This is a genomic window from Rothia sp. BD8 (assembly GCF_044878465.1).
Lineage (GTDB): Bacteria > Actinomycetota > Actinomycetes > Actinomycetales > Micrococcaceae > Rothia > Rothia kristinae.
Window position 1 is genome coordinate 142,141 of the sequence record NZ_JANJES010000003.1, and the last position, 26,443, is coordinate 168,583.

Genomic DNA, 26,443 nt, shown 5'->3' on the forward strand with positions numbered 1-26,443 from the left:
GGCATCACCGCTCGCGCACCGGGCGCCCCTCCCCGCCGCACGACCGGCCGGGAGCCGGCCATCGCATCACATCGCACGTCTTCTCAGGGGGAATCCATGACGGAGCACCACCATCCCGTCGCCCGCACCCGCCGGATCGCGGTCGGGGTCCTGATCCTGGCCCTGGTCCTCGGGTTCGGTCTCTGGTGGGCGCTGGCCCGCACCGGAGCGGACCACGAGGCCGGCGACGCCGAGGCATCGGAGACGGCCGCGGCCTCCGCGGATCCCTCCCACCCGTCCGCGCAGGCTTCGGCCTCCCCGCAGCCCTCGGCCCCGGCCACCGCGATCGCCGATCCCGAGGCCCCCAAGGACAGCTTCACCGACGCCCCCGCCCCGCAGGACGCCGAACCCCAGGCCCTGGACGCCGCCCTGGCCGCCCAGGAGAAGGCCGCCGGGAAGCAGGCCCAGGAGACCGAGGACTCCGCGGACGCTGGGGAAGCGGACCCGGAGGAATCCGCGCCCGGCGCGCAGGAGCTGGCCCAGCACCTCAGCGGGTCCGCCCTGGAGGAGGCCCTCGCGGAGCTCAGTGAGGCGCGGGCCAACGGCTGGCGCATCGAGGGGCGGCCCCGCGTGGTCGGGCAGCCCCGGATGCGCACCCTCGAGCACGACGGCGCCCCCGCCCGCCAGCTGGCCGTCTGCCTGGACTCCAGCGACGTGAAGGTCCTGGACCAGGCCGGCAAGACGCTGGGCACCGGCTCCGGACCGGAGCGGGTCCTGAATCTCTACACCCTCGTCCAGCAGGACGGCACCTGGATGGTCGCCGAACACGCCCTGCCAGCGGACACCGCCTGCTGAGCCGAAGCCCGGCCACCGCGCTCGGGCCCCGGGCCCGCCGGCCCGGCCCCCACGCTGCACACCCATCACACACCACCTCACCCGAAACGAGGCCCCCATGTCCCGACTCCTCTCCGGCCGCCGCCGGAACCACCCGGCCGAGTCCTCCTCGGCCCCTGGCCGCCGCCTGCGCCTGAGCGCCGCCGGAGCCCTCGCCCTGCTGGTGGCCCTGCCCCTGGGCGCCGCCCCGGCCACCGCCGCCCCGTCCGAGGCGGATGGCCGTTCCCAGGAGACCGCCGCGGCCTCCTGCTGGGAAATCAAGCAGAACGACCCCTCCGCGAAGTCCGGGACCTACTGGCTGTGGACCCCGCAGCTGCCGCAGCCGCAGCAGTTCCACTGCGACCAGGAGACCGACGGCGGCGGCTGGGTCATGATCGGGCGCGGCCGCGAGAACTGGAAGGAGACCTACGCCGGCACCGGCTCCGCCCAGGACATCGCGGAGACCCCGGACGGCACCGGCGCCTTCTCCACCGCCCAGCTGCCCTCCACCACCGTGGACGCCCTGCTGAACGGGCAGGCCCCCACCGAGCTGTCCGACGGCATCCGCCTGCGGCGGGCCCTGGACACCTCCGGCAGCCAGTGGCAGGAGGTGCGGATGCAGCGCAAGTACTCCCCGCGCTGGACCTGGACCTTCCGCTCCCAGACCCCCCTGACCTCCTTCTCCTTCGACAACCCCTCCTCCGGCAGCTCCTGCAGCTGGTGGCAGATCTTCTGCGGCAGCGGCTCCTCGTACGGCTCCGACTACTCCACCTCGCGCCCCACCGCGGATCAGACCACCGAGTACTTCGGCCAGCCCGGCAACCGCGCCTACAACCGGGTGCTCTTCCGGGAGTCCAAGGACCAGGGCTACGTGACCGGCTTCGGCTACGACCGTAGCGTGCGCCCCGGATCCGTCTCCTCCGGCGTCGGGCAGAACCCGTCCTCCTACCTCTGGTCCGAGACCAACGGCTGGGCCCAGCCCTTCACCCAGATGTACCTGCGCCCCAAGGTGCGCAGCAGCGACCTCGCCGGTCTGCAGACCGCCGAGAACGGCTCCTACACGGCCTCGGACCGCCGCGAGTTGCCCAACAGCGGCGCGGAGAAGACCTCCTGGGGCGCCACCGGCTACGCCAACGGCACCCGCACGGAGATGAACACCCAGGTCCAGGCCTTCGCCGAGGTGGACGGCACCGTCTTCGTGGGCGGGAACTTCGCCAAGCTCAACCGCGGATCCGATGCCGGCGAGAGCTTCGACCAGTCCTACCTGGCCGGTCTGGACCGGGACACCACCGCTCCCCGGCAGGAGTTCCGCCCCCGCCTGGACGGGCAGGTCAAGGCCATGGCCGTCGTGGACGGCAAGCTCGCCATCGGCGGGGAGTTCACCCACGTGAACGGCGAGGACCGTCCGGGCTTCGCCGTGCTGGACCCGCGCACCGGAGCGCTGGATCCCGCCTGGTCGGACGTGCGCCTGGAGAACCGCACCAAGACCGGCGTGGTGCAGGTCAAGGCGATGGACGTGCGCGAGGGCTCCCTGTACCTGGCCGGCGCGTTCACCCACACCACCGGACCGGACACCCCAGCCGTCTGGGCGCGCAACGCGGTGCGCATCGGCATCGCCGACCGGAAGCCGGACCGGAACTGGAACCCCAACTTCAACGGCACGGTCAACGGCATCGGCGCCAGCACGGACGGCGAGCGCGTCTACGCCGCCGGGTACTTCAGCCGCTCCAAGGACAGCTCCGCCTTCCGCCTGGCCGCCGTGAACGCCTCGGACGCCGTGCAGCCCCGGGAGTGGAACTACAAGCCCAGCTACACCCCGGCCTCCCCGGATCAGGTCATGTGGGGCTTCCAGTTCGACGTCCAGGACACCGATGAGGGCCAGGTCTGGGTCGGCGGCACCGAGCACATGCTGCACCGCTACGACTCCCGGACCCTGCAGCGCACCGGCTCCAACATCACCCGCGACGGCGGGGACTTCCAGTCCCTGTCCTCCTCCGGGCGCACCCTGTACGGCTCCTGCCACTGCGGGGATTGGACCTACCAGGGCGCCCAGTACCACTCGCAGAACGACTCCGCCTGGGATGTGGCCGATGAGATCAGCCTGATCGGCGCCTGGGATGAGCAGACCGGGAGCTACCTGCCCGAGTTCAACCCGGATCTGAAGGGCCCCGGCGGCTGGGGCGTGTGGTCCAGCTTCACCGACTCCCGCGGGGTCCTGTGGGCCGGGGGCAGCCTGGATCGCTCCGTGTCCGTGTCCGGCTCCTCTCAGTGGAGCGGCGGATTCGTCCGCTTCGCCCCCCGGGATGTGCAGCCGCCGGCCGTGCCGCAGTCCGTGGCCGTGACCGCCGGTGAGCGCGACGCCGTCACCTGGGCCCCCGTGGCCGAGAAGAACGTCACCTACCAGGTCCTGCGCGACGGCAGGGTGATCGGCTCCACCCGGGAGAACCGCCTGGAGGTCTCGCATCGAGACGGCGCCCGGTACGCGGTGCGAGCCATGGACTCGGCCCAGAACCACTCGGCCACCCTGGTTCCCGTCGCCGCCGGGCAGAAGCCGGAGGAGGAGCAGACCCCGGAGCCCACGCCCACCCCCGAGGAGCAGACCTCCGCCTCCCCGGAGGAGCAGCCCAGCCCCTCGGCCTCCGAGCAGGCCTCCGCCGAGCCCGAGCCGAGCGCCTCCGCCTCCCCCGAGGAGCAGACCACGGCCGAGCCCACCCCCTCCGCCACCGAGCAGCCGCGGGAGACCGCGCTGGTCGAGGAGTCCGACGAGTGGGAGTACCGCCAGGCCGAGACCGCCTCGGATCCCTCCTGGAACACCGATGATCCCGCGCAGGAGGACGGGTGGCACCGGGGCACCGCTCCCCTGGGCTGGGGCTCGAAGGATCTGGGCACCACCCTGGAGCGCGCCGCCTCCAAGCCGCTGACCACCTACTACCGCAAGACCGTCCGGCTGGAGAAGGGCCACGGGGATCTCCGGCTGCGGACCTGGGCCGATGACGGCCTGCTGCTCACGGTCAACGGCAAGGAGGTGCGCCGGGAGAACCTGCCCGACGGGAAGATCACCCTGAGCTCCTATGCCACCGCCGCTCCCCGCACGGGCGCGGCCCGAAAGAGCCCGATCACCGTGACCATCCCCGCCGAGGATCTGCCGGAGGAGGGGGAGATCGTGCTGGGCGCCGAAGTCCACGCCAACTACCGCTCCACCCCGGATTCCAGCTTCGGCCTGACCGCCGCGCTCCTCGCGCCCGCGGGTGCCGCCGAGGATCAGGAGGACGCCCGATGAGCCGCTCCCAGACCGACCGTCCCGGCTTCGCCGAGACCCTCCGAGCCCTCAACGGCGCCCAGAAGCCCGGGCACGGCGTGCCCGCCTACACCCGGTGGGTCAACCGCCGGGCGGCCCGGGTCTTCGCGGCCGGCGCCGTGGCGCTGGGGATCGGCCCCAACGGGGTCACCGCGGTCTCCGCTCTGCTGTCCGCCGGGGCCATCGCGGTGCTGCTGCTGGCCGATCCCACGGTGCTCACCGCCGTGATCGCGGCCCTGCTGTTCGCCCTGGGATACGCGATGGACTCCGCCGACGGCCAGGTGGCTCGGGTCACCGGGGCCTCCTCGCCCGGCGGGGAGTGGCTGGACCACGTCGTGGACTCCGTGCGCGTGCCCGCCATCCACCTGACGGTGGCCGTCGGGTTCCTGCGCCACCCCGAGCACTTCCCCGGCCACGGCTGGGGCTCGGCCTGGATGCCGCTGCTGTTCTGCGTGGTGGCGGTGGGCCACTTCATGAGTCAGATCCTCGCCGAGCAGCTGCGGCGCACCCGCCGCACCGCCGCGCCCTCCTCGGGCGGGACGCTGCGCTCCTTCCTGAACCTGCACATGGACGCGGGCACGCTGTGCTGGATCTTCCTCCTGTGGGGCTTCGGCACCGTGTTCGTCATCGCCTACGGCCTGCTGCTGGCCGCGACCGTCCTGACCGTGGCCGTGTCCATGCGCCGCAAGTACCAGTCCCTGAACACCCCGGGAGATCCCTCATGAGCAACCTGCCCCGCGTCACCGCGGTGATCGCCACCATCGGACGTCCGGAGCTGCTGCGCCGGGCCGTGCGCTCCCTGCTCGCCCAGGACTACCCGGGGGAGGTCGAGGTGATCGTCTCCTACGACCACATCGCCATCGACCCCCTCGAGGACGTGGCGGTGCCCGCCGGGCGCACCCTGCGCACCGTCGCCAACCAGCACCGCCAGGGGCTGGCCGGCGGACGCAACACCGGGGCGCAGCTGGGCACCGGGGAGCTGATCGGGTTCTGCGACGATGACGACGAGTGGCTGCCCGGCAAGCTCGACGCGCAGGTGCGGCTGTGGCGCGAGCACCCGGAGGCCGCGGCCGTGTCCTGCTCGGTGCTGCTGCGCAGCGACGGACGGGACCATCGGATGCTCGCCCCCGCCCGCGCCGAGTTCGAGGACCTGCTGCGGGACCGGGTGGCGGCCCTGCACTCCACCTCCACCATCTACCGGCGGGAGGACCTGCTGCCCGGCGGGGCCATCGGCCCCTTCGACGAGGAGCTGCCCGCCTCCTACGGGGAGGACTACGACTTCCTGCTGCGCACGGCCCGCACCGGCCCCATCCTCAGCGTCACCGCTCCCCTGGTGCGGGTCCTGTGGGATCGTCCCTCCTTCTTCGCCCGCCGCTGGGAGAACATGGCCGCCGGTCTGACGTACCTGCTGCGCAAGTTCCCGGAGTTCGAGTCCAGCCCGCGCGGGCTGGCCCGCATCGCCGGGCAGGTGGCGTTCTGCCACGCCGCCGCCGGACACCGCGGCCGGGCGCGCACCTGGGCGCGGGCGGCCCTGCGCCGGGATCCCCGCCAGCTGCGCGCTTGGGCCGCCCTGGTGGTGGCCGCCGGCGTCATCTCCGGGGAGACCCTGGTGCGGTGGGTGGAGAAGACCGGGAAGGGGCTGTGACCCCTTGACCGCATCCGCCGCCGTGCGCCCCGCCGCCGAGGCCTCCGCTGCCCGCCCCCGTCCTGCCGCCGGCGGGCGGGCCCTGCCGGCGTGGCCGCTGCTGGGTCTGATCTGGGGCTACCCGGTCCTGTGGGCGCTGGGGCTGTCCCAGTTCGCCCCCACGGTCCTGTGCCTGCTCATGCTCGCGCTGCTCCTGCTGCGCGGGCACCTGCGGGTGCTGCCCGGCCTGTGGGCCTGGGGGGCGCTGCTGCTGTGGATGCTGGGCTCGACGGCGATGCTCGGCTCGGCCACGGACCTGATCGGCTGGGGCATGCGCTTCACCGTCGTGCTCAACGCCGGGATCTGCGCGCTGTACTACGCCAACGCCCGCGAGACCCTCGGCCCGGATGCGGTGCTGCGTGCCCTGTCCGGGCTCTGGGCGGCCTGCGTGCTGCTGGGCTGCCTGGGCCTGGCCTTCCCCGAGGCGCGCCTGAGCACCCCGATGGGCGCCATCATGCCCGGCGGGCTGCTGTCCAACGACCTCGTGCACGACTACGTCGCTCCCCGCCTGACCGAGACCCAGCAGCCGTGGGGCGCTCCGGCCCCCTACATCCGCCCCTCCGCACCGTTCGTCTACGCCAACAGCTGGGGACTGGCCTACGCCCTGCTCACCCCGGTGGTGGTGGCCCGCCTGCTGCGCGGGGCGCGGCTGCGCGTGGTCCTCTGGTACGCGGGCCTCGGCGCGCTGTCCGTGATCCCGGCCCTGGCCTCCAGCAACCGGGGCATGTTCCTCGGGCTGGGTCTGTGCGTGCTGACCGTCTGGATCCGGGCCGGACTGCGCGGCCGGTGGGCCGCGGTGGCCGCGGGCGGGCTGGGGCTGCTGGCCGCCGGCATCGCCCTGTTCGCCTCCGGCGCCGCGGGCTCCGTGCTCGCCCGCCAGGAGTACAGCGACTCCACGGGCGGGCGCAGCGCCCTGTACCGGGCCACCTGGGAGCGCTCCCTGGAATCTCCCCTCCTGGGCCACGGCACCACCCAGATGGAGCCCTCCGTCGGCGTCTCCCTGGGCACCCAGGGCTACCTCTGGACACTCCTGTTCTGCTACGGGTTCGTCGCCGCGGCCCTGTTCCTGTGGTTCCTGCTGGGCGCGGTGCTGCGCTGGGCGCGGCCCGTGGGCACCAGCGGCCTCTGGCTGCACGCCGTGCTGGTCTCCTGCTGCCTGATGTTCGTCTTCTACTCCTTCGACACCATGCAGATGATCACCCTGCTGCTCCTCACTGCCCTGCTGGGCCGCGCCCGTCTGGACGGTGATCCGCTGTGAGCACCCGCCGTCCCTCCCTCGCCCGCTCCGGGGCCCTGTCCTCGGTGTTCGTCCTGTACGGGGCCGCCGCGGCCTTCGCCGCCTCGCTGATCGTCTCCAACGCGATCGGCGAGCGCGGGGCCGGCAGCTTCTTCAACATCATGGCCCTGTTCACCATCGCCACCTCCTTCAGCGTCTTCGGCGCGGACACCGGCCTGGTGCGCACGGTCTCCGCCCAGACGGCTCGCCCCGGCGGCACCCCGGTGCGCGATCTCGTGCGCTTCGCCGCCGGGCCCGTCCTGCTGCTGTCCGCGCTCACCGGTCTGGCCGGGGTGGCGTGGAGCCTGCTGGCCCCCGACGCCGGGGAGGCCACCCGCACCGCGGTGCGCATCGCCGCGCCCTTCCTCGTGCTGGCCGCGGCCATGACCCTGGTCTTCGGCGTCCTGCGCGGGGACCAGCAGGTGGTGCGCTTCACCGCCCTGCAGAACGGACTGCTGCCCACCCTGCGCGTGGGCGCCGTGGGGGCGGCCGTCCTGCTGGGCGGGTCCATGGGGCTGCTGGCCGCGGCCTGGACGGTGCCCGTGCTCGTGGTGCTGGCCGTGGGCCTGCCCCCGGTGCTGGGAATCCTGCGCCGGGACGACGCCCGCCACCAGCCCGGGGTCCCGGCCTCCGAGCACCGGGAGACCCGAGCCTCCTTCTGGAGCTTCAGCTCCGCCCGAGGGGTGGCCGCCCTGGTGGAGGCCGTCCTCGAATGGGTGGACGTGATCGTGGTCGGGGCGGTGATGGGCCTGGCCGCCTCCGGGATCTACGGGGCGGTGAACCGGTGCGTGCGCGTGGGAGTCATGGTCGAGCACACCGCGCGCGTGGTCACCGGACCGGCCATCAGCGCCGCCCTGGCCTCCGACGCCCTGGAGCGGGCCCGCCGGATCTTCGTGGACACCACGCGGGCCCTCGTGATGCTCGCCTGGCCGTTCTACCTGACGCTCATGCTCTTCGGCCCCGGGATCCTCGGGATCTTCGGTGCCGGCTTCCCCCTGGGCGCCCAGGCTCTGGTGATCATCTGCCCGGCCATGATGCTGGCGATGTCCGCCGGCGGCGTGCAGTCCGTGCTGCTGATGGCCGGGCGCTCCCGGTGGCAGCTGTACAACAAGCTCTCCTCGCTGGCCGCGGCCGTGGCGCTGAACCTGACGCTGGTCCCCCTGTGGGGGCTGCGCGGGGCGGCTACGGCCTGGGCCGCCGCCGTGCTGATCGACTGCGGTCTGGCCGCCGAGCAGGTGCACCGGCGCCTCGGCATCCGCGCCCGGCCCGCCGAGCTGCTGCCCGCCGCCGGCCTCGCCCTGGGGGTGGTGGGCCTGGGCGGGCTGCTGGTCCGCCTGCTGCTCGGCCCCGGCCTGGTGGGGCTGCTCGTGCACGCCGTCGCCGTGTGCGGGGCGTACCTGGCGCTGCTGTGGATCCTGCGCCGACCCCTCGGCCTGGAGGCCTTCCTCTCCGCCCGCCGACGCACCGGATGAGCCGAATGCCGATGCCCGACCCCCGAACCGACCCTCCCGTCCCCGTACCTCCTGGAGAACCGATGACCATCCGCCCCGCTCCCGCCTCCGCCGAGGCCGTTCCCACCGCCGGCGAGCAGGCCCGCCGCGTGCTGCGCCGGTGGCCCACCCTGCTCCTCGTCTGGGGCCTGGTCCTGCTCCTGGCCCTGCTCCTGGGTCTGCTGACCCCGCGCAGCTACACCGCCTCCACGGAGGTCCGGGTGGATCCGCTGAGCTCCGTGGTCACCGCCGCCCCGTCGGCCGGCCAGAAGGTGGAGATCGCCACCGAGCGCAAGATCGCCGCCTCCGAGGAGGTGGCCCGCCGCGCCCACGAGCAGGAGAAGCGCTTCGGCACCCAGCAGCTGCGCTCGCACGTCTCGGTCTCCTCGGACACCGGCACTTCCGTGCTGACCTTCGAGGCTCACGCCGAGGACGCCGGACAGGCCGCGGACATGGCCGACGCCCTGGCCCAGGCCTACCTCGACCAGCGGGCCGAGGACGTGGACCAGGCCGTGGACGAGGCCGTGCGGCACCTGGACGAGCAGATCGGCGGACTCTCCCCCGAGGCGGACGAGCAGCAGGTGCGCCGGCTGCGCGAGGCCCGGGCCCAGGCCCTGGCCGCCCCGCGCCAGGCCGGCGCCGTGATCACCCCGGCCGATCAGGACGAGCACTCCTCCTCCCCCGGCCTGGCCTACTACCTGCTGGCCGGGCTGATCGGCGGCTTCCTCCTGGGCGTGGTGGCCGCCGCGGTGCGGGACCGCACCGATCCCCGGGTCGCCTTCCCCGACCGGGCCGCCCAGATCCTGGACGCCGAGGTCCTGGAAGCCGACGCGCAGGACCTGCCGGAGCAGACCGCGCTGCTGTGGCGCCGGTGGGGCCTGCGCCCCGGCGTGCAGCCGGGCTCCGCGACCGTGCTGAACCTGCCCGCCGACGAGTCCATCGGGTGGCTGGTGGCCGATTCCCTCCAGGAGACCAGCGGGGCCGAGACGCACCACCTGAGCCTGACGGGGGTGGACGCCCGCACCGCCGAGGAGCTGGACCGCAGCCAGCGCCTGATCCTGGCGCTGAGCCCCACCACCCGGCGTCGCGCCCTGCGGCGCCTGGCCGCCGCCTGCCGCCGCGCGGACCTGGAGGTGGACGCCGTCATCCTGCTCCGCTGATCCGCTGAACCGCCGCCTCACCGCCTCCGAAGGAGAACCACCATGAAGCTCATGCTCGTCGCCTCTGCCGGCGGCCACCTCGCCCAGCTGCTGGCGCTCAGGTCCCTGTGGGAGCACCACGACCGAGCGTGGGCCACCTTCCGCCTGCCCGAGGTGGAAGCCGCCCTCAGCGGGGAGACCGCCTACTGGGTGCACCACCCCACCACCCGGAACCTGCCCAACGCCGTGCGCAACCTGCGCCTGGCCTGGCGCTCCCTGCGCCGGGAGCGACCCGACGCCGTGATCTCCACCGGCGCCGCGGTCTCCGTCTCCTACTTCATCGCCGCCCGCCTGCTGGGCATCCCGACGGTGTTCATCGAGGCCTACGACCGCATCACCATGCCCACGCTCAGCGCCCGCCTGTGCTACCCGTTCTGCGACCTGTTCGTCGTGCAGTGGGACCAGCAGCAGGAGGCGTTCCCCGAGTCCGTCAACATCGGCGCCGTGCTGTGAGCGCGCCGTCCGAGGAGGTTGCCATGTCCGCCGCAGAACCCGTGACCGATCCCGCCGTGCGGGAGTACGACCTCGTCGTCTCCCTCGGCACCGACCACCACCCCTTCGACCGGCTCCTGGACTGGTGCGAGGACTACGCCCTCGCCCGGCCGGGCACCCGGTGCCACATCCAGCACGGCTTCACGAAGGCGCCGCAGCGCTGCACCGGGGTGGAGCGGATGCCGCGCGAGCAGCTGCTGGAGACCTACCGCGGCGCCGCCGCCGTGCTCGTGCAGGGCGGCCCCGGCTCCATCCTCGACGCGCGGGAGGCCGGCATCGTGCCCGTGGCCGTGCCCCGGCGCCAGGACCTGGGCGAGGTGGTGGACGACCACCAGATCCAGTTCACCCGGATCATGGCCGAGCAGGGCGAGGCCGTCATGGCCACCTCCCGGGAGGAGCTGTTCGACGCCCTGGACCGGGCCCTGGCCCAGCCCGAGGCCTTCCGCACGGCCCCGCGCCTGCCCCAACCGGAGCAGGCCGCCCGCAAGCTGGAGGACTCGCTGACCACGCTGCTGGAGGCCCCGAGCCCGCCCCGCCGGCGCTTTCCCCGGCGGCTGATGCAGCTGCTCTCCCGCCCCGTCCGCCCGCTTCCCGAGAACCGCTGAAGGAGTCCCCATGACCATCGGATACGCCGCCGGAGCCTTCGACCTGTTCCACATCGGCCACCTCAACATCCTGCGGGAGGCCAAGCAGCGCTGCGACCACCTGATCGCCGGCGTGGTCTCCGACGAGATGCTGGAGCTGACCAAGGGTCGGGCGCCGATCATCCCGCTGGAGGAGCGGATGGAGATCGTCAGCCACATCAGCTACGTGGACCAGGTGCACCCGGAGACCGTCGAGGACAAGCTGGAGACCTGGGAGCACCTGCACTTCGACGTGTTCTTCAAGGGCGATGACTGGAAGGGCACGGACCGCGGCCGAGACCTGGAGCGGCGCTTCGCGGAGGTCGGCGTGGAGGTGGTGTACTTCCCGTACACCCGCCACACCTCCAGCACCAAGCTGCGCACCGCGCTGGAGCTGCTGAGCCGGGAGGCGCAGGTATTCAATGCCTGAGACCCTGCCGACGGCCTCCCCCCGCGGGCTCGGGGAGCAGCCGGGACTGACCACTGCCCGCATGTCCTGGCATCGCAAGGCGGAGCGGCTGCTCAGCGTGACGGATCTGCTGGTGCTGATCGCCGCCGTGGCCGGGGCCCAGCTGCTGCGCTTCGGGCTGGCCCGTACCCGGCTGCTGGACGGGGCCGGCGCGGAGACGATCTCCTACACCCTGTTCTCGGCGCTGCTCGTGCTGGTCTGGTGGGCGGCCCTCGGCGTGGGCGGGGCCCGGCAGGCCAAGATCCTCGGCGCCGGCAGCGAGGAGTACCGGCGGGTCGTGCGGATCTCCCTGTGGCTGTTCGCCGCCCTGGCCGTGCTGGCCTACATCAGCCGCACGGACCTCGCCCGCGGCTACGTCATCCTGGCCGCGCCCCTGGGCATCGCCCTGCTGCTGCTGAGCCGCTGGATGTTCCGGGTGGCCCTGGTGGCCTGGCGACGCCGCGGCCGGGCTCGGATCAAGACCCTGCTCATCGGGGATCTGCCCTCGATCGGCCACCTGGACCGGCGCCTCGTGGAGGCCTCCAACTACGGGTACACGCCCGTGGGGGCCTACCCCGCCGGACACGAGCTGCCGGAGCGCGGCCTGCTGCCCGGCACGGACCTGCCGCTGCTGGGCACGGATCCGGAGCCGGAGGCGGTGATGGCCGTGGTCCGCGAGCGCGGGGCCGACGTCGTCGCCATCTCCTCCGGGCACCTGCTCACCCCGCGGCAGCTGCGCCGGCTCGGGTGGATGCTGGCCCAGGAGCACGTGGGACTGGCCATGGCCCCGGCGCTGACGGACATTGCCGGTCCGCGCCTGCAGATGCAGCCGCTGAACGGGATCCCCCTGGTCCACGTGCACACCCCGCGCATGGGCGGCGGCACCGCGGCCGTCAAACGCGGGATGGACGTGGTGCTCAGCGCCCTCGGCCTGCTGGTCCTGGCCCCCGTGTTCCTCCTGCTCGGACTCCTGATCAAGGCGGACTCCCCCGGCGGCCCGGTGTTCTTCCACCAGGAGCGCATCGGCCGGGAGGGCCGCCCCTTCCGGATGCACAAGTTCCGCTCCATGGTCCCGGACGCGGACCGGCTGCGCCAGCAGCTGGCGCGGGAGGGCGCCGGGAACGAGGTGCTGTTCAAGATGGCCGACGACCCCCGGATCACCCGGGTGGGGAAGGTGATGCGCAAGCTCTCCCTGGACGAGCTGCCGCAGCTGTGGAACGTCCTGGTGGGCGAGATGTCCCTGGTGGGTCCGCGCCCCCCGCTGCCGGAGGAGGTGGCCGCCTACGAGCAGGACATGTACCGGCGGCTCATGGTCAAGCCCGGGATCACGGGCCTGTGGCAGGTGGGCGGGCGCTCGGACCTGTCCTGGGAGGAGTCCGTGCGCCTGGACCTGTACTACGTGGAGAACTGGTCCGTGACCGGGGACCTGCTGATCCTGGCCCGCACCGTGAAGGCGGTCTTCGCCGGGGCCGGCGCGTACTGAGGGCTTGGGTAGACTGCCTGGCATGAGCATTCACGAGACCACCTCCATCAACGCCCCGGTGGGCAAGGTCGTGGAGGCCTTCGCCTCCGAGGACTTCGCCCGCCACGTCAGCCAGCAGGCCGGGGTGCAGTTCGAGAGCTTCTCCGTGGACGGGGACCTCACGGGCCCGTTCACCGTCACCACGGTGCGCTCCGTGGGCGGGGACAAGATCCCCGGCTTCGCCCAGAAGTTCATCAAGAACGGGGTGACCCTCACCCAGAAGGACCTGTTCAAGGCCCCCTCCGCGGACGGGTCTCGGGACGTGGAGACCTCCGTGACCGCGGGGGCCGTGCCCGTCTCGGCCAACCTCACCCAGAAGCTCTCCGCCCAGGGGGAGAAGACCCAGGTGGAGCTGGACGGGGAGGTCAAGGCCAACATCCCGCTGGTGGGCAAGAAGCTGGCCCAGACCGCCGAGCCGTACATGGCCAAGGCGCTGACCCTGCAGAGCCGCGAGGCCGAGCACTGGATCAACAAGTAGACTTTTCGCCCGTATGACGACGACGGCGCCGACGCCCACCCGCGCGGCGCCGTCGTCGTTCCATCGCACCGCACCCGTCCCCACGGCGCCGAGCCGCGGGACCGTCACGGAGGAACCCATGGTCACCACACTGGAAGAGGAAGGCTACAGCGCAGGGAGGATCGCGGATAAGCTGCGCGCCGGGAACACCGGCGGTCTGCTGCTGCTCGCGGCGATGCTGCTGGGCCTGATCTTCGCCAACACTCCCCTGGAGGGCCTGTACTTCGGGGTCCGGGACACCCACCTGGGCATCCCCGGCATCGACGCCCTGGAGCACACGGTGGGCGAGTGGGCCTCGGACGGCCTGCTGGCGATCTTCTTCTTCATGACGGGCCTGGAGCTGAAGTCCGAGTTCGTGGACGGGGAGCTGCACGATGTGAAGAAGGCGATCGTGCCCATCACGGCCGCGTTCGGCGGCGTGCTGGTCCCCGCCCTGATCTACGCCGGGATCAACCTGGCGTGGGGGGATGCGGAGACCCTGTCCGGGTGGGCGGTGCCCACGGCCACGGACATCGCCTTCGCGGTCTCCGTGCTGGCGGTGGTGGGCTCCGCCCTGCCGACGGCGGCTCGCACCTTCCTGCTGACGCTGGCCGTGGTGGATGATCTGATCGCCATCGTCATCATCGCCTTCGTCTACTCCGAGGGCGTGCAGTTCGGCTTCCTGGCGGCCAGCATCGTGCCGCTGGCCCTGTTCTGGTTCCTCACCCATCGGTACCCGCGCTTCTTCGCCTTCTCCCCCTGGGCCCCGTGGGTCATCCTGCTGCCCATCGGGGTGCTCACCTGGCTGCTGGTGTACTCGGCGGGGGTGCACGCCACCATCGCCGGGGTGCTGCTGGGCTTCATGGTGCCGGTGCTGCACCGGACCGATCCCCAGCACGGGGAGGCGCCCATCGGCCTGGCTCCGCGCCTGGCCCACCGCTACCAGCCGATCTCCAACGGCGTGGCCATCCCGGTCTTCGCGTTCTTCGCCTCGGGGGTGGCCGTGGGCGGGGTGGACGGCATCGTCTCCGCGTTCACGGACCCGGTGGCGCTGGGCGTGATCTTCGGCCTGGTCCTGGGCAAGACCGCGGGCATCTTCTCCTCCACCTGGCTGCTCACCACCCTCACCCCGGCCACCAAGGACGAGGACCTGAAGTGGCCGGACGTCCTCGGGCTGGCCATGCTGGGCGGCATCGGCTTCACGGTGGCGCTGCTGGTGGCGGAGCTGAGCTTCGGTCTAGGCAGCGCCCACGACGACCACGCCAAGGTGGGCGTGCTCACGGGGTCCTTCCTGGCCGCCATCATCGGCGGGGTGCTGCTGGCCCTGCGCAACGCCCACTACAAGAAGCTGCGCGCCCAGGGCGTGGCCGTGGACACCTTCGACGGGGAAGAGCCGGACCCCGAGCAGGCGCGAGCGGCCCAGGAGCGGGACCGGCACCACGAGGGCGAGAGGGACTGAGGCCGCGGCGGCAGGCCTGTTTGACAGGTTTTCCCACCCCCACATAAGATCTTCGAAGACCACCGTCAGGGTCTCCCTCTGCTCCGGGGGAAACCGGCACCGGGAGGCTTCTTCGCGTGGGGGACACCGAGGAATTCAGGGGGAGATCCATGTCCGTGGACGCACCGCAGTCCGCCCATCCGATATCGCGCCGCACGCTGGCCCGCGGGGCCGCCTGGTCCCTGCCCGCGGTCGCCGCGGCCGCCGCCGTCCCGGCCCAGGCCGCCAGCCCGAAGCTGGGCCTGCAGGGCTCGGTGCAGATCCAGCGCAGCTGCCGCAACAGCACCACCACCATGACCATCGACGGCAGGGGCAGCTACCCCGAGCGCGGCCTGTGGGTGGAGGGGGCGACGTCGGCCACGAAGGTGGCGGACGCCCAGCTGACCCTCTGGTTCCCCACCAGCCTGGGCCGGCTCGGCTGGAGAAACCTGGGCTCCAGCCAGTGGTCCATCAGCTCCGCGCAGCAGGATCCGAACCGTCCCGGCTACTACGCCTACACCCTCACCTACACGGGCGGGTGGTCCTTCAACGCCCAGGGCCAGTACAAGTACGCGACCGAGCAGCCCTACTTCACGGCGTCCGTGAGCGGCTGCGTGGGCACCACGCCGGTGTACAGCCGACGGGAGGTGACCGTGGACGGGGAGACCCTCGTCATCGAACGCGGCCCCGTCTACGTCTGAGAACGGACCACCGCGCCGGCAGGCGCCAGAGAGCACAGCAGCAGACACCGGACAGCACAGCCAGGAGATGAGCATGGACAGCAGCGAGCAGCAGCACCGGAGCCAGCAGGAGTCGGAGGGGACCGAGCAGGCCGCCCCCTCCCCCACGGCGGGCGAACCCACCGCGGAGCAGGAGGAGCAGGTGGGTGAGGACTACCGGTACCCGCCGGAGGTCACCGACGTTCCGATGCACACCGTCCTGATCTGAGTCCCGCGGCGCCCGAGCGAGCGCGAAGCCCCCGACGCAGGAGCCCAGCTCCCGCGCCGGGGGCTTCGCGCGTGCGCAGCGCGGACCGCTCTCAGCCCTGGTGCTTCCACACCCGCACGTAATCCAGCTCCATGGACTGCCCGGAGGCCGTGGCGGCGGTGGGCCGTCCCCAGTAGGAGTTGCCCACCTGGAAGCTGATCCGCAGGTTCAGCTTCTTCCCGGCCGGGAAGGCGGCGCGGTACGCGGCGGTGCCGGAGGGCACGTCGAGGATCTTCTCCCCGTTGAAGAATCCGCGCACCCCGGCGGGGGTCTTCTCCACGGCCCAGGTGTTCCACCGGCTGTAGATGTCGGTGCCGCTGGGGCTCCACCCGTGCAGAGACCCGGTGCGGCGCTGGTTGAAGTGCACCGTGGTCTCCGCGCGGCTGGTGGGGTCGAACTTCGTCTTCGCCTGGGAGGATTTGGAGCCGTAGGACTCGACGATGTCCACCTCCCCCGGCACGGACCCGTCATCCGGGCGCAACCACACGGCGGCCCACAGCCCCACGCTGCGGTTCGGGGCGGCCGGCATCTTGGCCCGGACCTCCCAGCGCCCGTGCTCCAGGGAGAACTTCCCCAGCGTGTTCACCTCGGCCCCGGACCACTCCCGGCGTCGTCCGTCCGAGGTGGTGACCGGGGAGGCCAGCTTCCTGGCGGTGAGCTTGAGCGCACCTGCCGCGACCGCGACGTTCGCCGCGGAGATGGTGCTCCAGTCGTGGCTGAGGTAGGTCCGGTCCCGGACGTTCCACCGGGATGAGCTCAGCGAAGACCCGGAGAAGTCGTCCTCGAAGACCGCGTTGCCCCACCCGGAGCGGTAGGTGCCGGCGGCCTCGGCCGGCGGGGCCCAGGCCGCGGAGCCCAGCAGGGCCGCGGCCACCCCCGCTCCCCCGTATCCGAGCGCGCGGCGTCGCGTGATGGCCTGATCCATGGGCATGTCCCCCTGATGCGATGATGGACGGTCAGGGGAAGAATCTTACCGGACCCGCGCCCGCAGGACCCGGGCACGGGGCGGGTCGGCGGGAGCTTCAGCCCCGGGAGTGGTACTGCTGCTGGGTGTCCGTGAGGCCGTGGACCATGAGGGAGACCACCGCATCCGCGGCATCCTCCACGAGCACCGGCAGCTGCTTGGCCTCCGCCGCGGTGAACGGCTTGAGCACGTAGTCCGCGGCGTCCATGCGCCCGGGCGGACGCCCCACCCCCACGCGCACGCGCAGGTACTCCTTGGTCCCCAGCGCCTTGGTGATGTCGCGCAGGCCGTTGTGCCCGCCCTCTCCCCCGCCGCGTTTGAGCCGGATCGCGTCGAAGGGGATGTCGATCTCGTCGTGCACGGCGATCACGTGCTCCGGGTCGATGCCGTAGAAGGAGGCCAGCCCCGCCGTCGGCCCGCCGGAGGTGTTCATGTACCCGGTGGATCGGGCCAGCACCACCCGCGGCCCGCCGATGCCGGCGCGGCCCTCCATGACCATCGCCCCGGCCTTGTGGCGCTTGAGCGTGCCGCCCATGCGCTCGGCGAGGTTCCCGATGACCATCTGCCCGACGTTGTGCCGGGTCCGCTCGTACTGCGTCCCGGGGTTGCCCAGGCCCATGACCAGCCACGTCTGGCTCATCTGCTCTCGCACTCCTCACTGGCTGCGCCCCGCTGCGCGGCGGCGCTCCTGCCTGACCGATGCCGGCACGACGACGGCCCGCCGCCGTTCCGCGGCCCCGCGAGCGGGGCGTGCGCGGATCCGGGCGACGGGCCGGCCTCGCGTGCGGGCGCCGGAAGCGGCGCCCGCGAGGGGGCTACTCCTCCTCGGAGCCCTCCGAGGCCTCGGAATCCTCGGACTCCTCGCCCTCCTCCTCGGTCTCCGGCTCCTCGCCCAGGTCCTGCTCGACCTCGGCGGAGACGTTGACGACGATCAGCTCCGGGTCGGAGACCAGGGTGACGTCCTCGGGCAGCAGCACGTCCGCGGCGGTGACGTGCTCGCCGTCCTGGCGGTCGGTGACGTCCACCAGCAGCTCCTCGGGCACGTCCAGGGCGTCCACGTCCAGCAGCAGCACGGACTCGGACTGGGTGGAGATGTTGCCGGGGGCCACCTCGCCCTCGACGACCACGGGGACCTCCACCTCCACGCGCTCGCCGCGGCGCACGGTCAGCAGGTCCACGTGGTAGATCTCCGGGCGGATCGCGTGGCGCTGCACGTCCTTGATCAGGGTCAGGTGGTTGGTGCCGTCCACGTCCACGGACAGCACGGCGTTGGGGTTGCGGGCGGCGAGCATGGTCTCGTGCCCGGGCAGGGCGATGTGGACGGGCTCGGCCCCGTGGCCGTAGATGACGGCGGGGATCTTGCCGGCCTTGCGCAGGCGGCGGGCGTAGCCCTTGCCGAAGTCGTCGCGGGCTTCGGCGGAGATCTTGATGCGGTCTGCCATGTCGGTGACCACCTTTCCGGTCGGTTCGTTGCTTCAGTGCGTGCGCCAAGTCCCCCGTTGGCCACCCGTGCGGGCGGGCGGGGCGAGACCGGCGCGCTCGCACACGTCAGCGCGGGAAGCGCAGCTCGTGCGTGAGCCGACCAGCCTTCGTCGATCACGGCGTCACCGTCGGATGACGCCCTCGCCTTGGCATGCAGACCCACAGCCTACCGCCCGCGGACCCGCGCGGCAATGCCGAGGCCCAAGGGCCCGGCCACCGCACCCCGCCGCGTCGACCCTCGCGCACGCCGCACCAACCCCCGCGTCGGGCCCTCCCCACGGTTTAGGAGCCGTCCGGTGTTTCGGGAGCACTGCGAGCACTCCCAAGACACCGGACGGCTCCCGAACCCGCCGGGACCGGCGAGGAGGGGCCAGCCAGCCAAGTACGCGTCTAAGGCCTGCCTGTCACGACCGACGGGGGAGAGCGGCCGATGCTGTTCAGCGGTAGTCCGTCAGCTCCACCTCCAGCCGATCATCTTGGAGGATTCTCGGCAGGTGCTTGAGCTGCAGCGGGTGATAGATCTTGCCCAGGACATCCGTCCAGGAGACCGGGTACCCTACCACCTCGCCCCGGATCCCGCCGGGGAACTCGGCCAGCTGATCGGCGAAGTAGTCCAGACGCCGCTCGATCTCCCGGAGCCATTCAGCGGTGAAGTCGGTGTGCGAGCGCGTGATCAGAGCACCACTGGACACCAAACGACTGTAGTGCTTCCGAATGTCATGGCCCAGGCGCCCGGGAAGTCGGGCCGGGTCATTCACGTGCTGCTCGGGATAGCCGATGATCCAGCGGTCCGGGTGCTCTTCGAGTGCGTCGAAGGATCCGTTCCAATCATGCAGCGCTCGTTTGATGACGCAGTACCCACCCCCGTAATGGTGCAGAAGATAGGCCCGCAGATAATCCGACCGGTGGACCAGCGACAGCTGGTCGTAGGCGGGATGTAGCGGGTGACCCGGGAGCAGCCATTCGTCGAGGTTCTCGGGGCGAACGAGATGGACGGGCACCCCGACGATCTCCTGTGTCGCCTGTAGGTTGCGGCTGCGGGCGGGGGTCAGGTCATTCTCACCAGTCCAGACCATGAACACCTGACGCGGGAGCTGAGAGGGCTCCTTCTGCGGCGGAGCGGGCCGCACCAGAAAGCTGCGCCGGTAGAGGGAAGGATCGAAGGAATACGGGGAGATGCGGGACCGGACGGGATTGATGACGTCGGCGACCCGATTCCTCGTCCTCGTCGAGAGCGCTCTGCCGTGCTTCTCCGCGAGAAATCCCCAGTGTTTGACCTGGCGAGCGCCATGCATCGCGGTGTCCTTGAAACTGCTCATGCGGATTCCACCTCTCGCCCCGCCAGGTACGCGGCCAGGGCCTCGCGGTGATCCCGCGGGCGGAAGCCGGTCTGCTCGAGCTTCGTCAGATCCAGCAGGGAGTTGGCCGGGCGCGGGGCGGCGTCGGGCTTGTCCGCGAAGTACTCGGCGGTGGTGGTCGCCGAGACGCGGGCCGGGTCGTGGCCGGTGAGCTCGTAGACGGACGCCGCCAGCTCGGCCCACGTGGTGTCCGGCCCCTCGTTGCTCAGGTGGTAGATCCCCGGGGCGGCATTCTGCTCCAGCAGGTGCAGGATCCCCGCGGCCAGGTCCTCGGTGAAGGTGGGTCGCCCGTGCTGGTCCCCCACCACCGCGGGGTCCACGCCGCGCTCGGCGAGGGAGGCCATGGTGCGCACGAAGTTCCTCCCCTCCCCGATCACCCACGAGGTCCGCACGATGTGGTGCTGCGGCACCGCGGCCACCGCGGCCTCCCCCGCGGCCTTGGACTGCCCGTAGACCCCCAGCGGGGCGACGGCGTCATCCGGGGTGTAGGCCTGCCCGACGGGGCGGGCCCCGTCGAAGACGTAGTCGGTGGACACGTGCATCAGCGGCAGTCCGTGCTCGACGGCCACCGCGGCCAGGGCGGCCACCCCGGTGGCGTTGGCCGCCCAGGCCTCCCGGCGCCCCTCGGGGGTTTGGGCCGCGTCCACCGCGGTGTGCGCGGCGGCGTTGACGATGGCGCGGTAGGAGCGCCAGCGGAAGGAGGTGCGCCAGGACTCCGGGCGCGCCAGGTCCAGCTCCTCGCGGCCGACGGCCCGGTGCGGGATGCCGCGCTCGCGGCACTGGCGCACCAGCTCCCGGCCCAGCTGCCCGGTGGCCCCGGTGATCAGCAGCGGGGCGGGGGCCACGGGCTCCACCTCGGCCAGCCGGGGGTGGTTCCGATCCTTCTCGGACAGCTCCGCCTCGGCCAGGGGAACGGGCCACTCGATGCCGGCGGTCTCATCGGCAAGGTTGAGGAAGGCGTACTCCCCCTGGGCGTCGGCGGACCAGTGGTCATTGACCAGGTAGGCGTACGCCGTGTCATCGACGAGGGTCTGGAAGGCGTTGCCCACCCCGCGTGGCACGAACACCGCGCGGGCTGGATCCAGGCGGGTGGTGAAGACCCGGCCGAAGCTCTCCCCGGCGCGCAGATCCACCCACGCCCCGAAGATCTCCCCGGTGGCCACGGAGACGTACTTGTCCCACGGCTCGGCGTGGATGCCGCGGGTCGTTCCCCGGGCGGCGTTGAAGGAGATGTTGTTCTGCACGGGCCCGAAGTCCGGCAGCCCGGCGGCGGTCATCTTCTCCCGCTGCCAGTTCTCCTTGAACCAGCCGCGGTTGTCTCCGTGCACGGGCAGGTCCACGACGAGCAGCCCGGGGATGGGGGTGGTGGTGATGCTCAGCTCGGCCATGCTCACTGCCCCGCTTCCGCGTACTTGGCCTCCACCTGCCGCTTGAGCGGCTCCCACCAGTCCCGGTGCTCGTCGTACCAGGCGATGGTCTCGGCCAGGCCGGCCTCGAAGTCGCGGAAGCGGGGCTGCCAGCCGAGCTCCTCGCGCAGCGCGCTGCCGTCGATGGCGTAGCGCAGGTCGTGCCCGGGGCGGTCGCGCACGTGGTCGAAGTCATCCTCGGCCCGACCCATCAGCCGCAGGATCGCGCGCAGCACGGTGAGGTTGTCCCGCTCCCCGTCCGCGCCGATCAGGTAGGTGCGCCCGATGCGGCCGCGCTCCAGGATCGCCAGCACCGCGGAGGAGTGGTCCTCGGCGTGGATCCAGTCCCGCACGTTGCGCCCGTCGCCGTAGAGCTTGGGGCGGATCCCGGCCAGGATGTTGGTGATCTGGCGGGGGATGAACTTCTCGATGTGCTGGTAGGGCCCGTAGTTGTTGGAGCAGTTGCTCAGGGTCGCCTCGATGCCGAAGGAGCGCACCCAGGCGCGCACCAGCAGGTCCGAGCCGGCCTTGGTCGAGGAGTACGGGGAGGAGGGGTTGTACGACGTGGTCTCGGTGAACTTGGCCGGGTCATCCAGGGCGAGGTCGCCGAAGACCTCGTCGGTGGAGATGTGGTGGTAGCGGGTCCCGGTGCGCCGCACCGCCTCGAGCAGGGTGAAGGTGCCCACCAGGTTGGTGTGCACGAAGGGCGCGGGATCCGCCAGGGAGTTGTCGTTGTGGGATTCCGCGGCGTAGTGCACGACGGCGTCGGCCTCGGCCACGAGGTCTCCGACGACGTCGGCATCGGCCACGTCCCCGCGCACCAGGCGCACCCGATCCTCGGGCAGCCCGGCCAGGGAGTCCTCGTTGGCCGCGTACGTCATCTTGTCCAGCACCGTGACATCGTGCTCCGTGCGCTCCACCAGGTGGTGGACGAAGTTGGAGCCGATGAACCCGGCGCCGCCTGTCACCAGAATTCTCGCCATGCCGGCCATCCTAGGTGAGCCGAGCTCCGGGGCGCCCGTGTCACAATGACTCCCATGAAGGGCATCATCCTCGCCGGGGGGACGGGAAGCCGCCTGCACCCGATCACCCTGGGCATCTCCAAGCAGCTGACCCCGGTCTACGACAAGCCGATGATCTACTACCCGCTGTCCACGCTCATGCTGGCCGGGATCAGGGACATCCTGGTGATCACCACCCCGCAGGACGCGGATCAGTTCCGCCGCCTGCTCGGGGACGGCTCGGCCTTCGGCGTCGAGCTGTCCTACGCGGTGCAGGAGTCCCCGGACGGGCTGGCGCAGGCCTTCCTGCTCGGGGAGGAGCACATCGGGGAGGACTCGGTGGCGCTGGTGCTGGGCGACAACATCTTCTACGGCCCCGGCCTGGGCACGCAGCTGCGCAAGTACCAGGAGGTGGACGGCGCGGCGGTGTTCGGGTACCGGGTCTCGGATCCCAGCGCCTACGGCGTCGTGGAGTTCGATGAGGATTTCCGCGCCGTGTCCATCGAGGAGAAGCCGGAGCATCCGCGCAGCCACTACGCGATCCCGGGGCTGTACTTCTACGACAACGACGTGATCGAGCACGCCCGGAACCTGCGCCCCTCGGCCCGGGGGGAGCTGGAGATCACGGATCTGAACCGGATCTACCTGGAGCAGGGGAAGCTGCGGGTGGAGGTGCTGCCGCGCGGCACGGCGTGGCTGGACACGGGGACCTTCGATTCTCTGGCGGATGCCACGAGCTTCATCCGCACCGTGCAGGCCCGGCAGGGCCTGTCCATCGGCTGCCCGGAGGAGATCGCCTGGCGCACCGGGCTGATCGACGACGCCGGGCTGCGGGCCCGCGCCGAACCACTGGTCAAGAGCGGCTACGGCCGGTACCTGCTGAATCTGCTGGAGGAGTGAGGCCCCCGAAGCCATCAGCCCGCGGAGTCCCCGTCGTCGGTCTCTGCGCCGCTTCCGCGGCCGCGGGAGCGGCGCGCCTCCCGGTGGGCCAGCAGGGACCAGAACGCCAGCCCCGCGCCCACCCCGAGGATCCCCCCGAGGGAGTTGAAGCAGGCGTCCACCGGGTCGAACTTCCGGCCCGGCAGGAACAGCAGCTGGGTCAGCTCCACCGAGCAGGCCAGCGCCACGGCCGCCAGGCACCACAGGGCGGGGCGGATCCGCGGCAGGAGCAGCTGGGCCCCGCAGAACACGGGGACGAACACCAGGGCGTTCAGGGTCTGCTCCACGTCCTCCGGGCTGATGGCGCGCCGCAGCGCGGGCGTGGGGGTCAGCCACAGCCAGATATCCAGCAGGATCCGGCGGATCTGGCTGCCGTCGGGCCACAGCAGCAGGACGCCCACCACCAGGACCACCGGGATCAGCACCCAGATCGCCGCGCGGCGCACCCGACGCCGCGTCGTCGCGCTGGTGCGTCGGGCCGGGTGGATTACACCGCGCCGGATCACCGTTCCCTCCGAGGCCGGATGGTACCCTCGAGGCATCGCGACGGGCGGGCACCCGAGCCGTCAGGGCCTCGCCGTGCCCTGAGGGCCTCACCCAGCAGAGGGGGCCGACCGCGCCGATCGTCTGTGTCGTTTCTCAAGGGGACCCCATGACTTTGCTCGACTTCCTGCGCCTGACCAGGGCGAACCTGAAATACCTCATCATCTTCACCGTAGCCGGGGCGCTGCTGGGCCTCGGCGTCGCCGCCCTGCAGCCCAAGGTCTACTCTGCCACCTCCAGCGGATACGTCACCGCCGGCGGCGGCTCCGCCGTCGGGGACATCCTCTCCGGGGACTCCGCGGCGCAGGCGAAGGCCTCCGCATACCTGCCGCTGGTCACCAGCGGCCCGGTCGCGAAGAAGATCGCCGAGAACAACTCCGTGGGCATCGACGAGTCCGCGATCCCCTCGCACCTGAGCGCCTCCGTCGAGCCGAACTCCACCCTCATCAAGGTCACCGCCACCGCCTCCTCCCCGCAGGACGCGGCCACGCTGGCCAACAACGCCCTGCAGGCCACCGCGGACTACGTCTCGGACCTGGAGGGCCGGGAGTCCGCGGTGAAGGTCACCCCGCTGGATGATGCCCAGGCCCCGGACGGACCCGTCTCCCCCAGCTACCGCAACTACCTGCTGATCGGCGCCGCCGTGGGCCTGGTCCTGGCCTACCTGATCGCCTTCCTGCGCAAGTTCGCCGACGTGCGGGTGCGCACCACCGATGACCTGGAGAACGCCACCGAGGCGGGGACCCTGGGCATCCTGCCGAAGTCCTCGGCCCTGGATGAGAACACCTTCCTGAGCGACCGCGCGGATCACCAGTCGGAGGAGGCGCTGCGCCAGCTGCGCACCAACCTGCGCTTCGTCTCGGTGGATGCCCCGCCGCGCTCGATCATCGTCTCCAGCCCCAACCCGGGCGAGGGCAAGTCCACGGTCTCCGCCTCCCTGGCCCACGCCTTCGCGAAGGCCGGTCAGCCGACGATCCTCATCGACGCGGACCTGCGCCGCCCCACCCAGGCGAAGATCTTCGGCCTGGACGACGCCGTCGGGCTCTCCCAGGTGCTCTCCGGACAGGTCGGCCCGGAGGAGGCCATCCAGCGGATCGGGGACACCGAGCTGTACGTGCTGCCGGCCGGTCGCATCCCCCCGAACCCCTCGGAGCTGCTGGGCTCGTCCAAGATGCAGCGGCTGATCCAGGAGATGTCCCAGGAGTACCTGGTAATCATCGACGTCCCGCCGCTGCTGCCGGTCACGGACGGCTCTCTGCTCTCGGCCAATGTGGACGGGGCCATCCTGGTCAACGTCTGCGGGCGCACCCGCAAGGATCAGGCGCAGGCCGCCGCGCAGGCGCTGGGCCGGGTCAACGGGCACCTGCTGGGCACCGTGATGAACATGACCCCGGAGAAGGGTCTGGGCTCGCACTACTACGGCTTCGGCTACGGCGGCTACCGCAGCGGCTACCAGGCCTACTACGGCCAGGACGGCGAGGGATCCGGCTCCGGGTCCTCCCCCGCCGCCGGCGGCAAGCACGGGGCGAAGGGACGCGGGCGCCGGGCCCGCACCTCCCACAGCAGCTGATCCTTCGAGGCGGCCCCCCTTCCCCGGGGTCGGGGCCGCCTCGCGGCATCGGGGCACATCGACGCAGCGGCGGAGCCACCGGGAAGGAGGCAGGGGATGCACGGACTGGAACTGGGCGATCGCATCCGCCTGGCCCACGCCGCCCTGCAGGCCACCGCCGACGGCGTCGGCGCCGATGTGCTGCACATCAAGGGCTACGCGAGCATGCCGGGGCTGTACCGGGTGGATCGGGTCAGCACGGACGCGGACGTGCTGGTGCGCCCGGAGCACCTGCAGCGCTTCCTCGGCGCGCTGCGCGAGCAGGGCTGGGAGGTGGTGGCCCACTTCGACTCCGGCTCGGCCTTCCAGCACGCCATGACCCTGCGCCATCCCTGGTGGGGCCCGGCCGACATCCACCGGCACTTCCCCGGGATCCTGCGGGACCCCTCCGCGGCCTTCGAGCTGCTGTGGTCCAGCCACGAGCGGATCCCCATCGCCCACCTGCCCTGCGCGGTGCCGCAGGTGCTGGACCAGATCCTGGTGCTGCTGATCCACGCCGGGCGCGACGGCGTGCGCGGGCGCCACGACGTGCACCACCTGATGCGCATCCTCAGCGCCGAGGACGTCGCGATCCTGCGCTCGCGCGCGCAGGTGCTTCAGTGCACGCTGGCCCTGGCCACCGCCCTGGGCGAGCTGGAGAGCTTCCGCGGGCACCGGGACTATCTCCTGTGGAAGGTGATCTCCCAGGGCGGGTCCCGCCTGCAGGAGTGGGAGGCCAGGTTCCGGGCGGCCCGCTCCCTCGGGGATCGGCTGCGCCTGCTGCGCTCCATGGTGCACGTGAACCGGGATCACCTGGCCATGCGCCTGGGCCACGAGCCCTCGGAGCAGGAGCTGCGCGCCGAGGCCGCCCGGCGTCGACGGCGGGCCCTCCGGGAGCTCGGGGCCGCCGCCGCGCGCCGGGTGCGCGGGGTGTCTGCTGTCGCCCGGGGATGGATCGGGAGGCGCCGGTGAGCACCGAGCACGCATCAGAGGAAGTGCCCCTGCCGCCCTTCCGGATCAGTCCCCGAACCGCCTGGGTGGACAGCCGGGCGACGGCCCAGCTGTGCTACGTCGCCCGGCCGCCGGAGATCGGTCCGCAGACCCTCACCGGGCCGGGCCGGGCGCTGTGGCTGTCCTGGGCGGACGGGGAGCCCTTCGACGCCGGGGTGCACCGCCTGGCCCGCGAATACGACGCCCCGGTCCAGACGGTGGCCGCCGACGCCGAGGCGCTGGCCCGCCAGCTGCTGGACCTGGGTCTGCTCGAACCGCTCGAGGAACCCGAGGAGCCGGGCCGGGGCTGACCCCGCCCGGCAGGTCC

At 72.0% G+C, this 26,443-nt stretch carries 26 protein-coding genes; 19 read left to right on the forward strand and 7 right to left on the reverse strand.

The genetic code is table 11. The features are described from left to right. The first annotated feature begins 96 nt into the window (after positions 1-96). The 15 genes from NQ707_RS03630 to NQ707_RS03700 all read left to right on the forward strand — a co-directional run bounded on the left by NQ707_RS03630 (position 97) and on the right by NQ707_RS03700 (position 15,805). A complete protein-coding gene (locus NQ707_RS03630; protein ID WP_055684366.1) occupies positions 97-834 on the forward strand; it encodes a hypothetical protein in 738 nt (245 codons plus the stop codon). Between the two features lie 97 nt (positions 835-931). Continuing rightward, the gene (locus NQ707_RS03635; protein ID WP_404434835.1) at positions 932-4,132 is read left to right on the forward strand and encodes a fibrinogen-like YCDxxxxGGGW domain-containing protein; all 3,201 of its coding nucleotides are present in this window, start codon (positions 932-934) and stop codon (positions 4,130-4,132) included. Further along, positions 4,129-4,875: a CDP-alcohol phosphatidyltransferase family protein gene (locus NQ707_RS03640; protein WP_055684364.1), complete on the forward strand. Its 747-nt coding sequence runs from the start codon at positions 4,129-4,131 to the stop codon at positions 4,873-4,875. Before NQ707_RS03635 ends, NQ707_RS03640 begins: the two co-directional genes overlap by 4 nt. Then, positions 4,872-5,795 (forward strand): glycosyltransferase family A protein, encoded by a 924-nt coding sequence (locus NQ707_RS03645; RefSeq protein ID WP_055684363.1) that lies wholly within the window; start codon positions 4,872-4,874, stop codon positions 5,793-5,795. The genes NQ707_RS03640 and NQ707_RS03645 overlap by 4 nt, the downstream gene beginning before the upstream one ends. A 4-nt stretch (positions 5,796-5,799) precedes the next feature. After that, a complete protein-coding gene (locus NQ707_RS03650; RefSeq protein ID WP_064724922.1) occupies positions 5,800-7,092 on the forward strand; it encodes an O-antigen ligase in 1,293 nt (430 codons plus the stop codon). Next, a complete protein-coding gene (locus NQ707_RS03655; RefSeq protein WP_055684362.1) occupies positions 7,089-8,582 on the forward strand; it encodes a lipopolysaccharide biosynthesis protein in 1,494 nt (497 codons plus the stop codon). The genes NQ707_RS03650 and NQ707_RS03655 overlap by 4 nt, the downstream gene beginning before the upstream one ends. A gap of 62 nt (positions 8,583-8,644) precedes the next feature. Further along, on the forward strand, positions 8,645-9,760 hold the full coding sequence (locus NQ707_RS03660; protein WP_055684361.1) for a hypothetical protein: 1,116 nt from the start codon (positions 8,645-8,647) through the stop codon (positions 9,758-9,760). Between the two features lie 42 nt (positions 9,761-9,802). Next, positions 9,803-10,252 carry a glycosyltransferase gene (locus NQ707_RS03665; protein WP_055684360.1) on the forward strand — a complete coding sequence of 150 codons (450 nt, stop codon included), beginning with the start codon at positions 9,803-9,805 and terminating at the stop codon, positions 10,250-10,252. A 23-nt stretch (positions 10,253-10,275) separates the two neighbouring features. Then, entirely contained in the window at positions 10,276-10,896 is a 621-nt protein-coding gene (locus NQ707_RS03670) for a glycosyl transferase (RefSeq protein ID WP_100464279.1), read from the forward strand. A gap of 10 nt (positions 10,897-10,906) precedes the next feature. Next, positions 10,907-11,344, forward strand: coding sequence for an adenylyltransferase/cytidyltransferase family protein (locus NQ707_RS03675; RefSeq protein ID WP_100464278.1), 438 nt, complete (start codon positions 10,907-10,909; stop codon positions 11,342-11,344). Further along, positions 11,337-12,845 (forward strand): sugar transferase, encoded by a 1,509-nt coding sequence (locus tag NQ707_RS03680; protein ID WP_081046146.1) that lies wholly within the window; start codon positions 11,337-11,339, stop codon positions 12,843-12,845. Before NQ707_RS03675 ends, NQ707_RS03680 begins: the two co-directional genes overlap by 8 nt. A 22-nt stretch (positions 12,846-12,867) precedes the next feature. Continuing rightward, positions 12,868-13,362 carry a DUF2505 domain-containing protein gene (locus NQ707_RS03685; RefSeq protein WP_100464276.1) on the forward strand — a complete coding sequence of 165 codons (495 nt, stop codon included), beginning with the start codon at positions 12,868-12,870 and terminating at the stop codon, positions 13,360-13,362. Positions 13,363-13,480: 118 nt separating this feature from the next. Beyond that, positions 13,481-14,839, forward strand: coding sequence for a Na+/H+ antiporter NhaA (gene nhaA / locus NQ707_RS03690; protein WP_100464275.1), 1,359 nt, complete (start codon positions 13,481-13,483; stop codon positions 14,837-14,839). A gap of 149 nt (positions 14,840-14,988) precedes the next feature. Further along, positions 14,989-15,558: a hypothetical protein gene (locus NQ707_RS03695; protein ID WP_100464273.1), complete on the forward strand. Its 570-nt coding sequence runs from the start codon at positions 14,989-14,991 to the stop codon at positions 15,556-15,558. Positions 15,559-15,631: 73 nt separating this feature from the next. Further along, positions 15,632-15,805: a hypothetical protein gene (locus NQ707_RS03700; protein ID WP_165601618.1), complete on the forward strand. Its 174-nt coding sequence runs from the start codon at positions 15,632-15,634 to the stop codon at positions 15,803-15,805. Between the two features lie 91 nt (positions 15,806-15,896). Here NQ707_RS03700 and NQ707_RS03705 read toward each other — a convergent pair whose 3' ends face one another. From NQ707_RS03705 to rfbB, 6 genes are all read right to left on the reverse strand, one after another. Beyond that, the gene (locus NQ707_RS03705) at positions 15,897-16,769 is read right to left on the reverse strand and encodes a twin-arginine translocation signal domain-containing protein (RefSeq protein ID WP_055684355.1); all 873 of its coding nucleotides are present in this window, start codon (positions 16,767-16,769) and stop codon (positions 15,897-15,899) included. Positions 16,770-16,866: 97 nt separating this feature from the next. After that, complete coding sequence (gene pth, locus NQ707_RS03710; RefSeq protein WP_055684354.1) at positions 16,867-17,448, reverse strand: aminoacyl-tRNA hydrolase; 582 nt, start codon at positions 17,446-17,448, stop codon at positions 16,867-16,869. A gap of 175 nt (positions 17,449-17,623) precedes the next feature. Continuing rightward, entirely contained in the window at positions 17,624-18,250 is a 627-nt protein-coding gene (locus NQ707_RS03715) for a 50S ribosomal protein L25/general stress protein Ctc (protein WP_055684353.1), read from the reverse strand. A 477-nt stretch (positions 18,251-18,727) separates the two neighbouring features. Further along, a complete protein-coding gene (locus NQ707_RS03720) occupies positions 18,728-19,609 on the reverse strand; it encodes a hypothetical protein (protein ID WP_100464272.1) in 882 nt (293 codons plus the stop codon). Continuing rightward, positions 19,606-21,036, reverse strand: a complete 1,431-nt coding sequence (gene rfbD / locus NQ707_RS03725) for a dTDP-4-dehydrorhamnose reductase (RefSeq protein ID WP_055684351.1) — start codon at positions 21,034-21,036, stop codon at positions 19,606-19,608. Before rfbD ends, NQ707_RS03720 begins: the two co-directional genes overlap by 4 nt. A 2-nt stretch (positions 21,037-21,038) precedes the next feature. Continuing rightward, positions 21,039-22,037 carry a dTDP-glucose 4,6-dehydratase gene (gene rfbB, locus NQ707_RS03730; protein ID WP_055684350.1) on the reverse strand — a complete coding sequence of 333 codons (999 nt, stop codon included), beginning with the start codon at positions 22,035-22,037 and terminating at the stop codon, positions 21,039-21,041. A gap of 54 nt (positions 22,038-22,091) precedes the next feature. Here rfbB and rfbA point away from each other — a divergent pair, with 54 nt between their 5' ends. Continuing rightward, on the forward strand, positions 22,092-22,955 hold the full coding sequence (gene rfbA / locus NQ707_RS03735) for a glucose-1-phosphate thymidylyltransferase RfbA (RefSeq protein ID WP_100464270.1): 864 nt from the start codon (positions 22,092-22,094) through the stop codon (positions 22,953-22,955). A gap of 14 nt (positions 22,956-22,969) precedes the next feature. On the opposite strand, the gene NQ707_RS03740 is transcribed toward rfbA, so the two are convergent. Then, a complete protein-coding gene (locus tag NQ707_RS03740; protein ID WP_165590094.1) occupies positions 22,970-23,500 on the reverse strand; it encodes a VanZ family protein in 531 nt (176 codons plus the stop codon). 146 nt (positions 23,501-23,646) lie between these two features. On the opposite strand from NQ707_RS03740, the gene NQ707_RS03745 reads away from it, so the two are divergent. The 3 genes from NQ707_RS03745 to NQ707_RS03755 all read left to right on the forward strand — a co-directional run bounded on the left by NQ707_RS03745 (position 23,647) and on the right by NQ707_RS03755 (position 26,426). Next, positions 23,647-25,107, forward strand: a complete 1,461-nt coding sequence (locus NQ707_RS03745; protein WP_358292650.1) for a polysaccharide biosynthesis tyrosine autokinase — start codon at positions 23,647-23,649, stop codon at positions 25,105-25,107. Positions 25,108-25,203: 96 nt separating this feature from the next. Then, positions 25,204-26,097: a nucleotidyltransferase family protein gene (locus NQ707_RS03750; RefSeq protein WP_404434846.1), complete on the forward strand. Its 894-nt coding sequence runs from the start codon at positions 25,204-25,206 to the stop codon at positions 26,095-26,097. Further along, entirely contained in the window at positions 26,094-26,426 is a 333-nt protein-coding gene (locus NQ707_RS03755; protein WP_404434849.1) for a PqqD family peptide modification chaperone, read from the forward strand. Before NQ707_RS03750 ends, NQ707_RS03755 begins: the two co-directional genes overlap by 4 nt. The last annotated feature ends 17 nt before the right edge of the window (positions 26,427-26,443 follow it).

What these genes read in the sequence shown, in the direction of transcription:
- NQ707_RS03630 (WP_055684366.1), top strand. Translation starts at nt 97, where the DNA reads ATGACGGAGCACCACCATCCCGTCGCCCGCACCCGCCGGATCGCGGTC.
- NQ707_RS03635 (WP_404434835.1), top strand. Translation starts at nt 932, where the DNA reads ATGTCCCGACTCCTCTCCGGCCGCCGCCGGAACCACCCGGCCGAGTCC.
- NQ707_RS03640 (WP_055684364.1), top strand. Translation starts at nt 4,129, where the DNA reads ATGAGCCGCTCCCAGACCGACCGTCCCGGCTTCGCCGAGACCCTCCGA.
- NQ707_RS03645 (WP_055684363.1), top strand. Translation starts at nt 4,872, where the DNA reads ATGAGCAACCTGCCCCGCGTCACCGCGGTGATCGCCACCATCGGACGT.
- NQ707_RS03660 (WP_055684361.1), top strand. Translation starts at nt 8,645, where the DNA reads ATGACCATCCGCCCCGCTCCCGCCTCCGCCGAGGCCGTTCCCACCGCC.
- NQ707_RS03665 (WP_055684360.1), top strand. Translation starts at nt 9,803, where the DNA reads ATGAAGCTCATGCTCGTCGCCTCTGCCGGCGGCCACCTCGCCCAGCTG.
- NQ707_RS03670 (WP_100464279.1), top strand. Translation starts at nt 10,276, where the DNA reads ATGTCCGCCGCAGAACCCGTGACCGATCCCGCCGTGCGGGAGTACGAC.
- NQ707_RS03675 (WP_100464278.1), top strand. Translation starts at nt 10,907, where the DNA reads ATGACCATCGGATACGCCGCCGGAGCCTTCGACCTGTTCCACATCGGC.
- NQ707_RS03680 (WP_081046146.1), top strand. Translation starts at nt 11,337, where the DNA reads ATGCCTGAGACCCTGCCGACGGCCTCCCCCCGCGGGCTCGGGGAGCAG.
- NQ707_RS03685 (WP_100464276.1), top strand. Translation starts at nt 12,868, where the DNA reads ATGAGCATTCACGAGACCACCTCCATCAACGCCCCGGTGGGCAAGGTC.
- nhaA (WP_100464275.1), top strand. Translation starts at nt 13,481, where the DNA reads ATGGTCACCACACTGGAAGAGGAAGGCTACAGCGCAGGGAGGATCGCG.
- NQ707_RS03695 (WP_100464273.1), top strand. Translation starts at nt 14,989, where the DNA reads ATGTCCGTGGACGCACCGCAGTCCGCCCATCCGATATCGCGCCGCACG.
- NQ707_RS03700 (WP_165601618.1), top strand. Translation starts at nt 15,632, where the DNA reads ATGGACAGCAGCGAGCAGCAGCACCGGAGCCAGCAGGAGTCGGAGGGG.
- NQ707_RS03705 (WP_055684355.1), bottom strand. Translation starts at nt 16,769, where the DNA reads ATGGATCAGGCCATCACGCGACGCCGCGCGCTCGGATACGGGGGAGCG.
- pth (WP_055684354.1), bottom strand. Translation starts at nt 17,448, where the DNA reads ATGAGCCAGACGTGGCTGGTCATGGGCCTGGGCAACCCCGGGACGCAG.
- NQ707_RS03715 (WP_055684353.1), bottom strand. Translation starts at nt 18,250, where the DNA reads ATGGCAGACCGCATCAAGATCTCCGCCGAAGCCCGCGACGACTTCGGC.
- NQ707_RS03720 (WP_100464272.1), bottom strand. Translation starts at nt 19,609, where the DNA reads ATGAGCAGTTTCAAGGACACCGCGATGCATGGCGCTCGCCAGGTCAAA.
- rfbD (WP_055684351.1), bottom strand. Translation starts at nt 21,036, where the DNA reads ATGGCCGAGCTGAGCATCACCACCACCCCCATCCCCGGGCTGCTCGTC.
- rfbB (WP_055684350.1), bottom strand. Translation starts at nt 22,037, where the DNA reads ATGGCGAGAATTCTGGTGACAGGCGGCGCCGGGTTCATCGGCTCCAAC.
- rfbA (WP_100464270.1), top strand. Translation starts at nt 22,092, where the DNA reads ATGAAGGGCATCATCCTCGCCGGGGGGACGGGAAGCCGCCTGCACCCG.
- NQ707_RS03745 (WP_358292650.1), top strand. Translation starts at nt 23,647, where the DNA reads ATGACTTTGCTCGACTTCCTGCGCCTGACCAGGGCGAACCTGAAATAC.
- NQ707_RS03750 (WP_404434846.1), top strand. Translation starts at nt 25,204, where the DNA reads ATGCACGGACTGGAACTGGGCGATCGCATCCGCCTGGCCCACGCCGCC.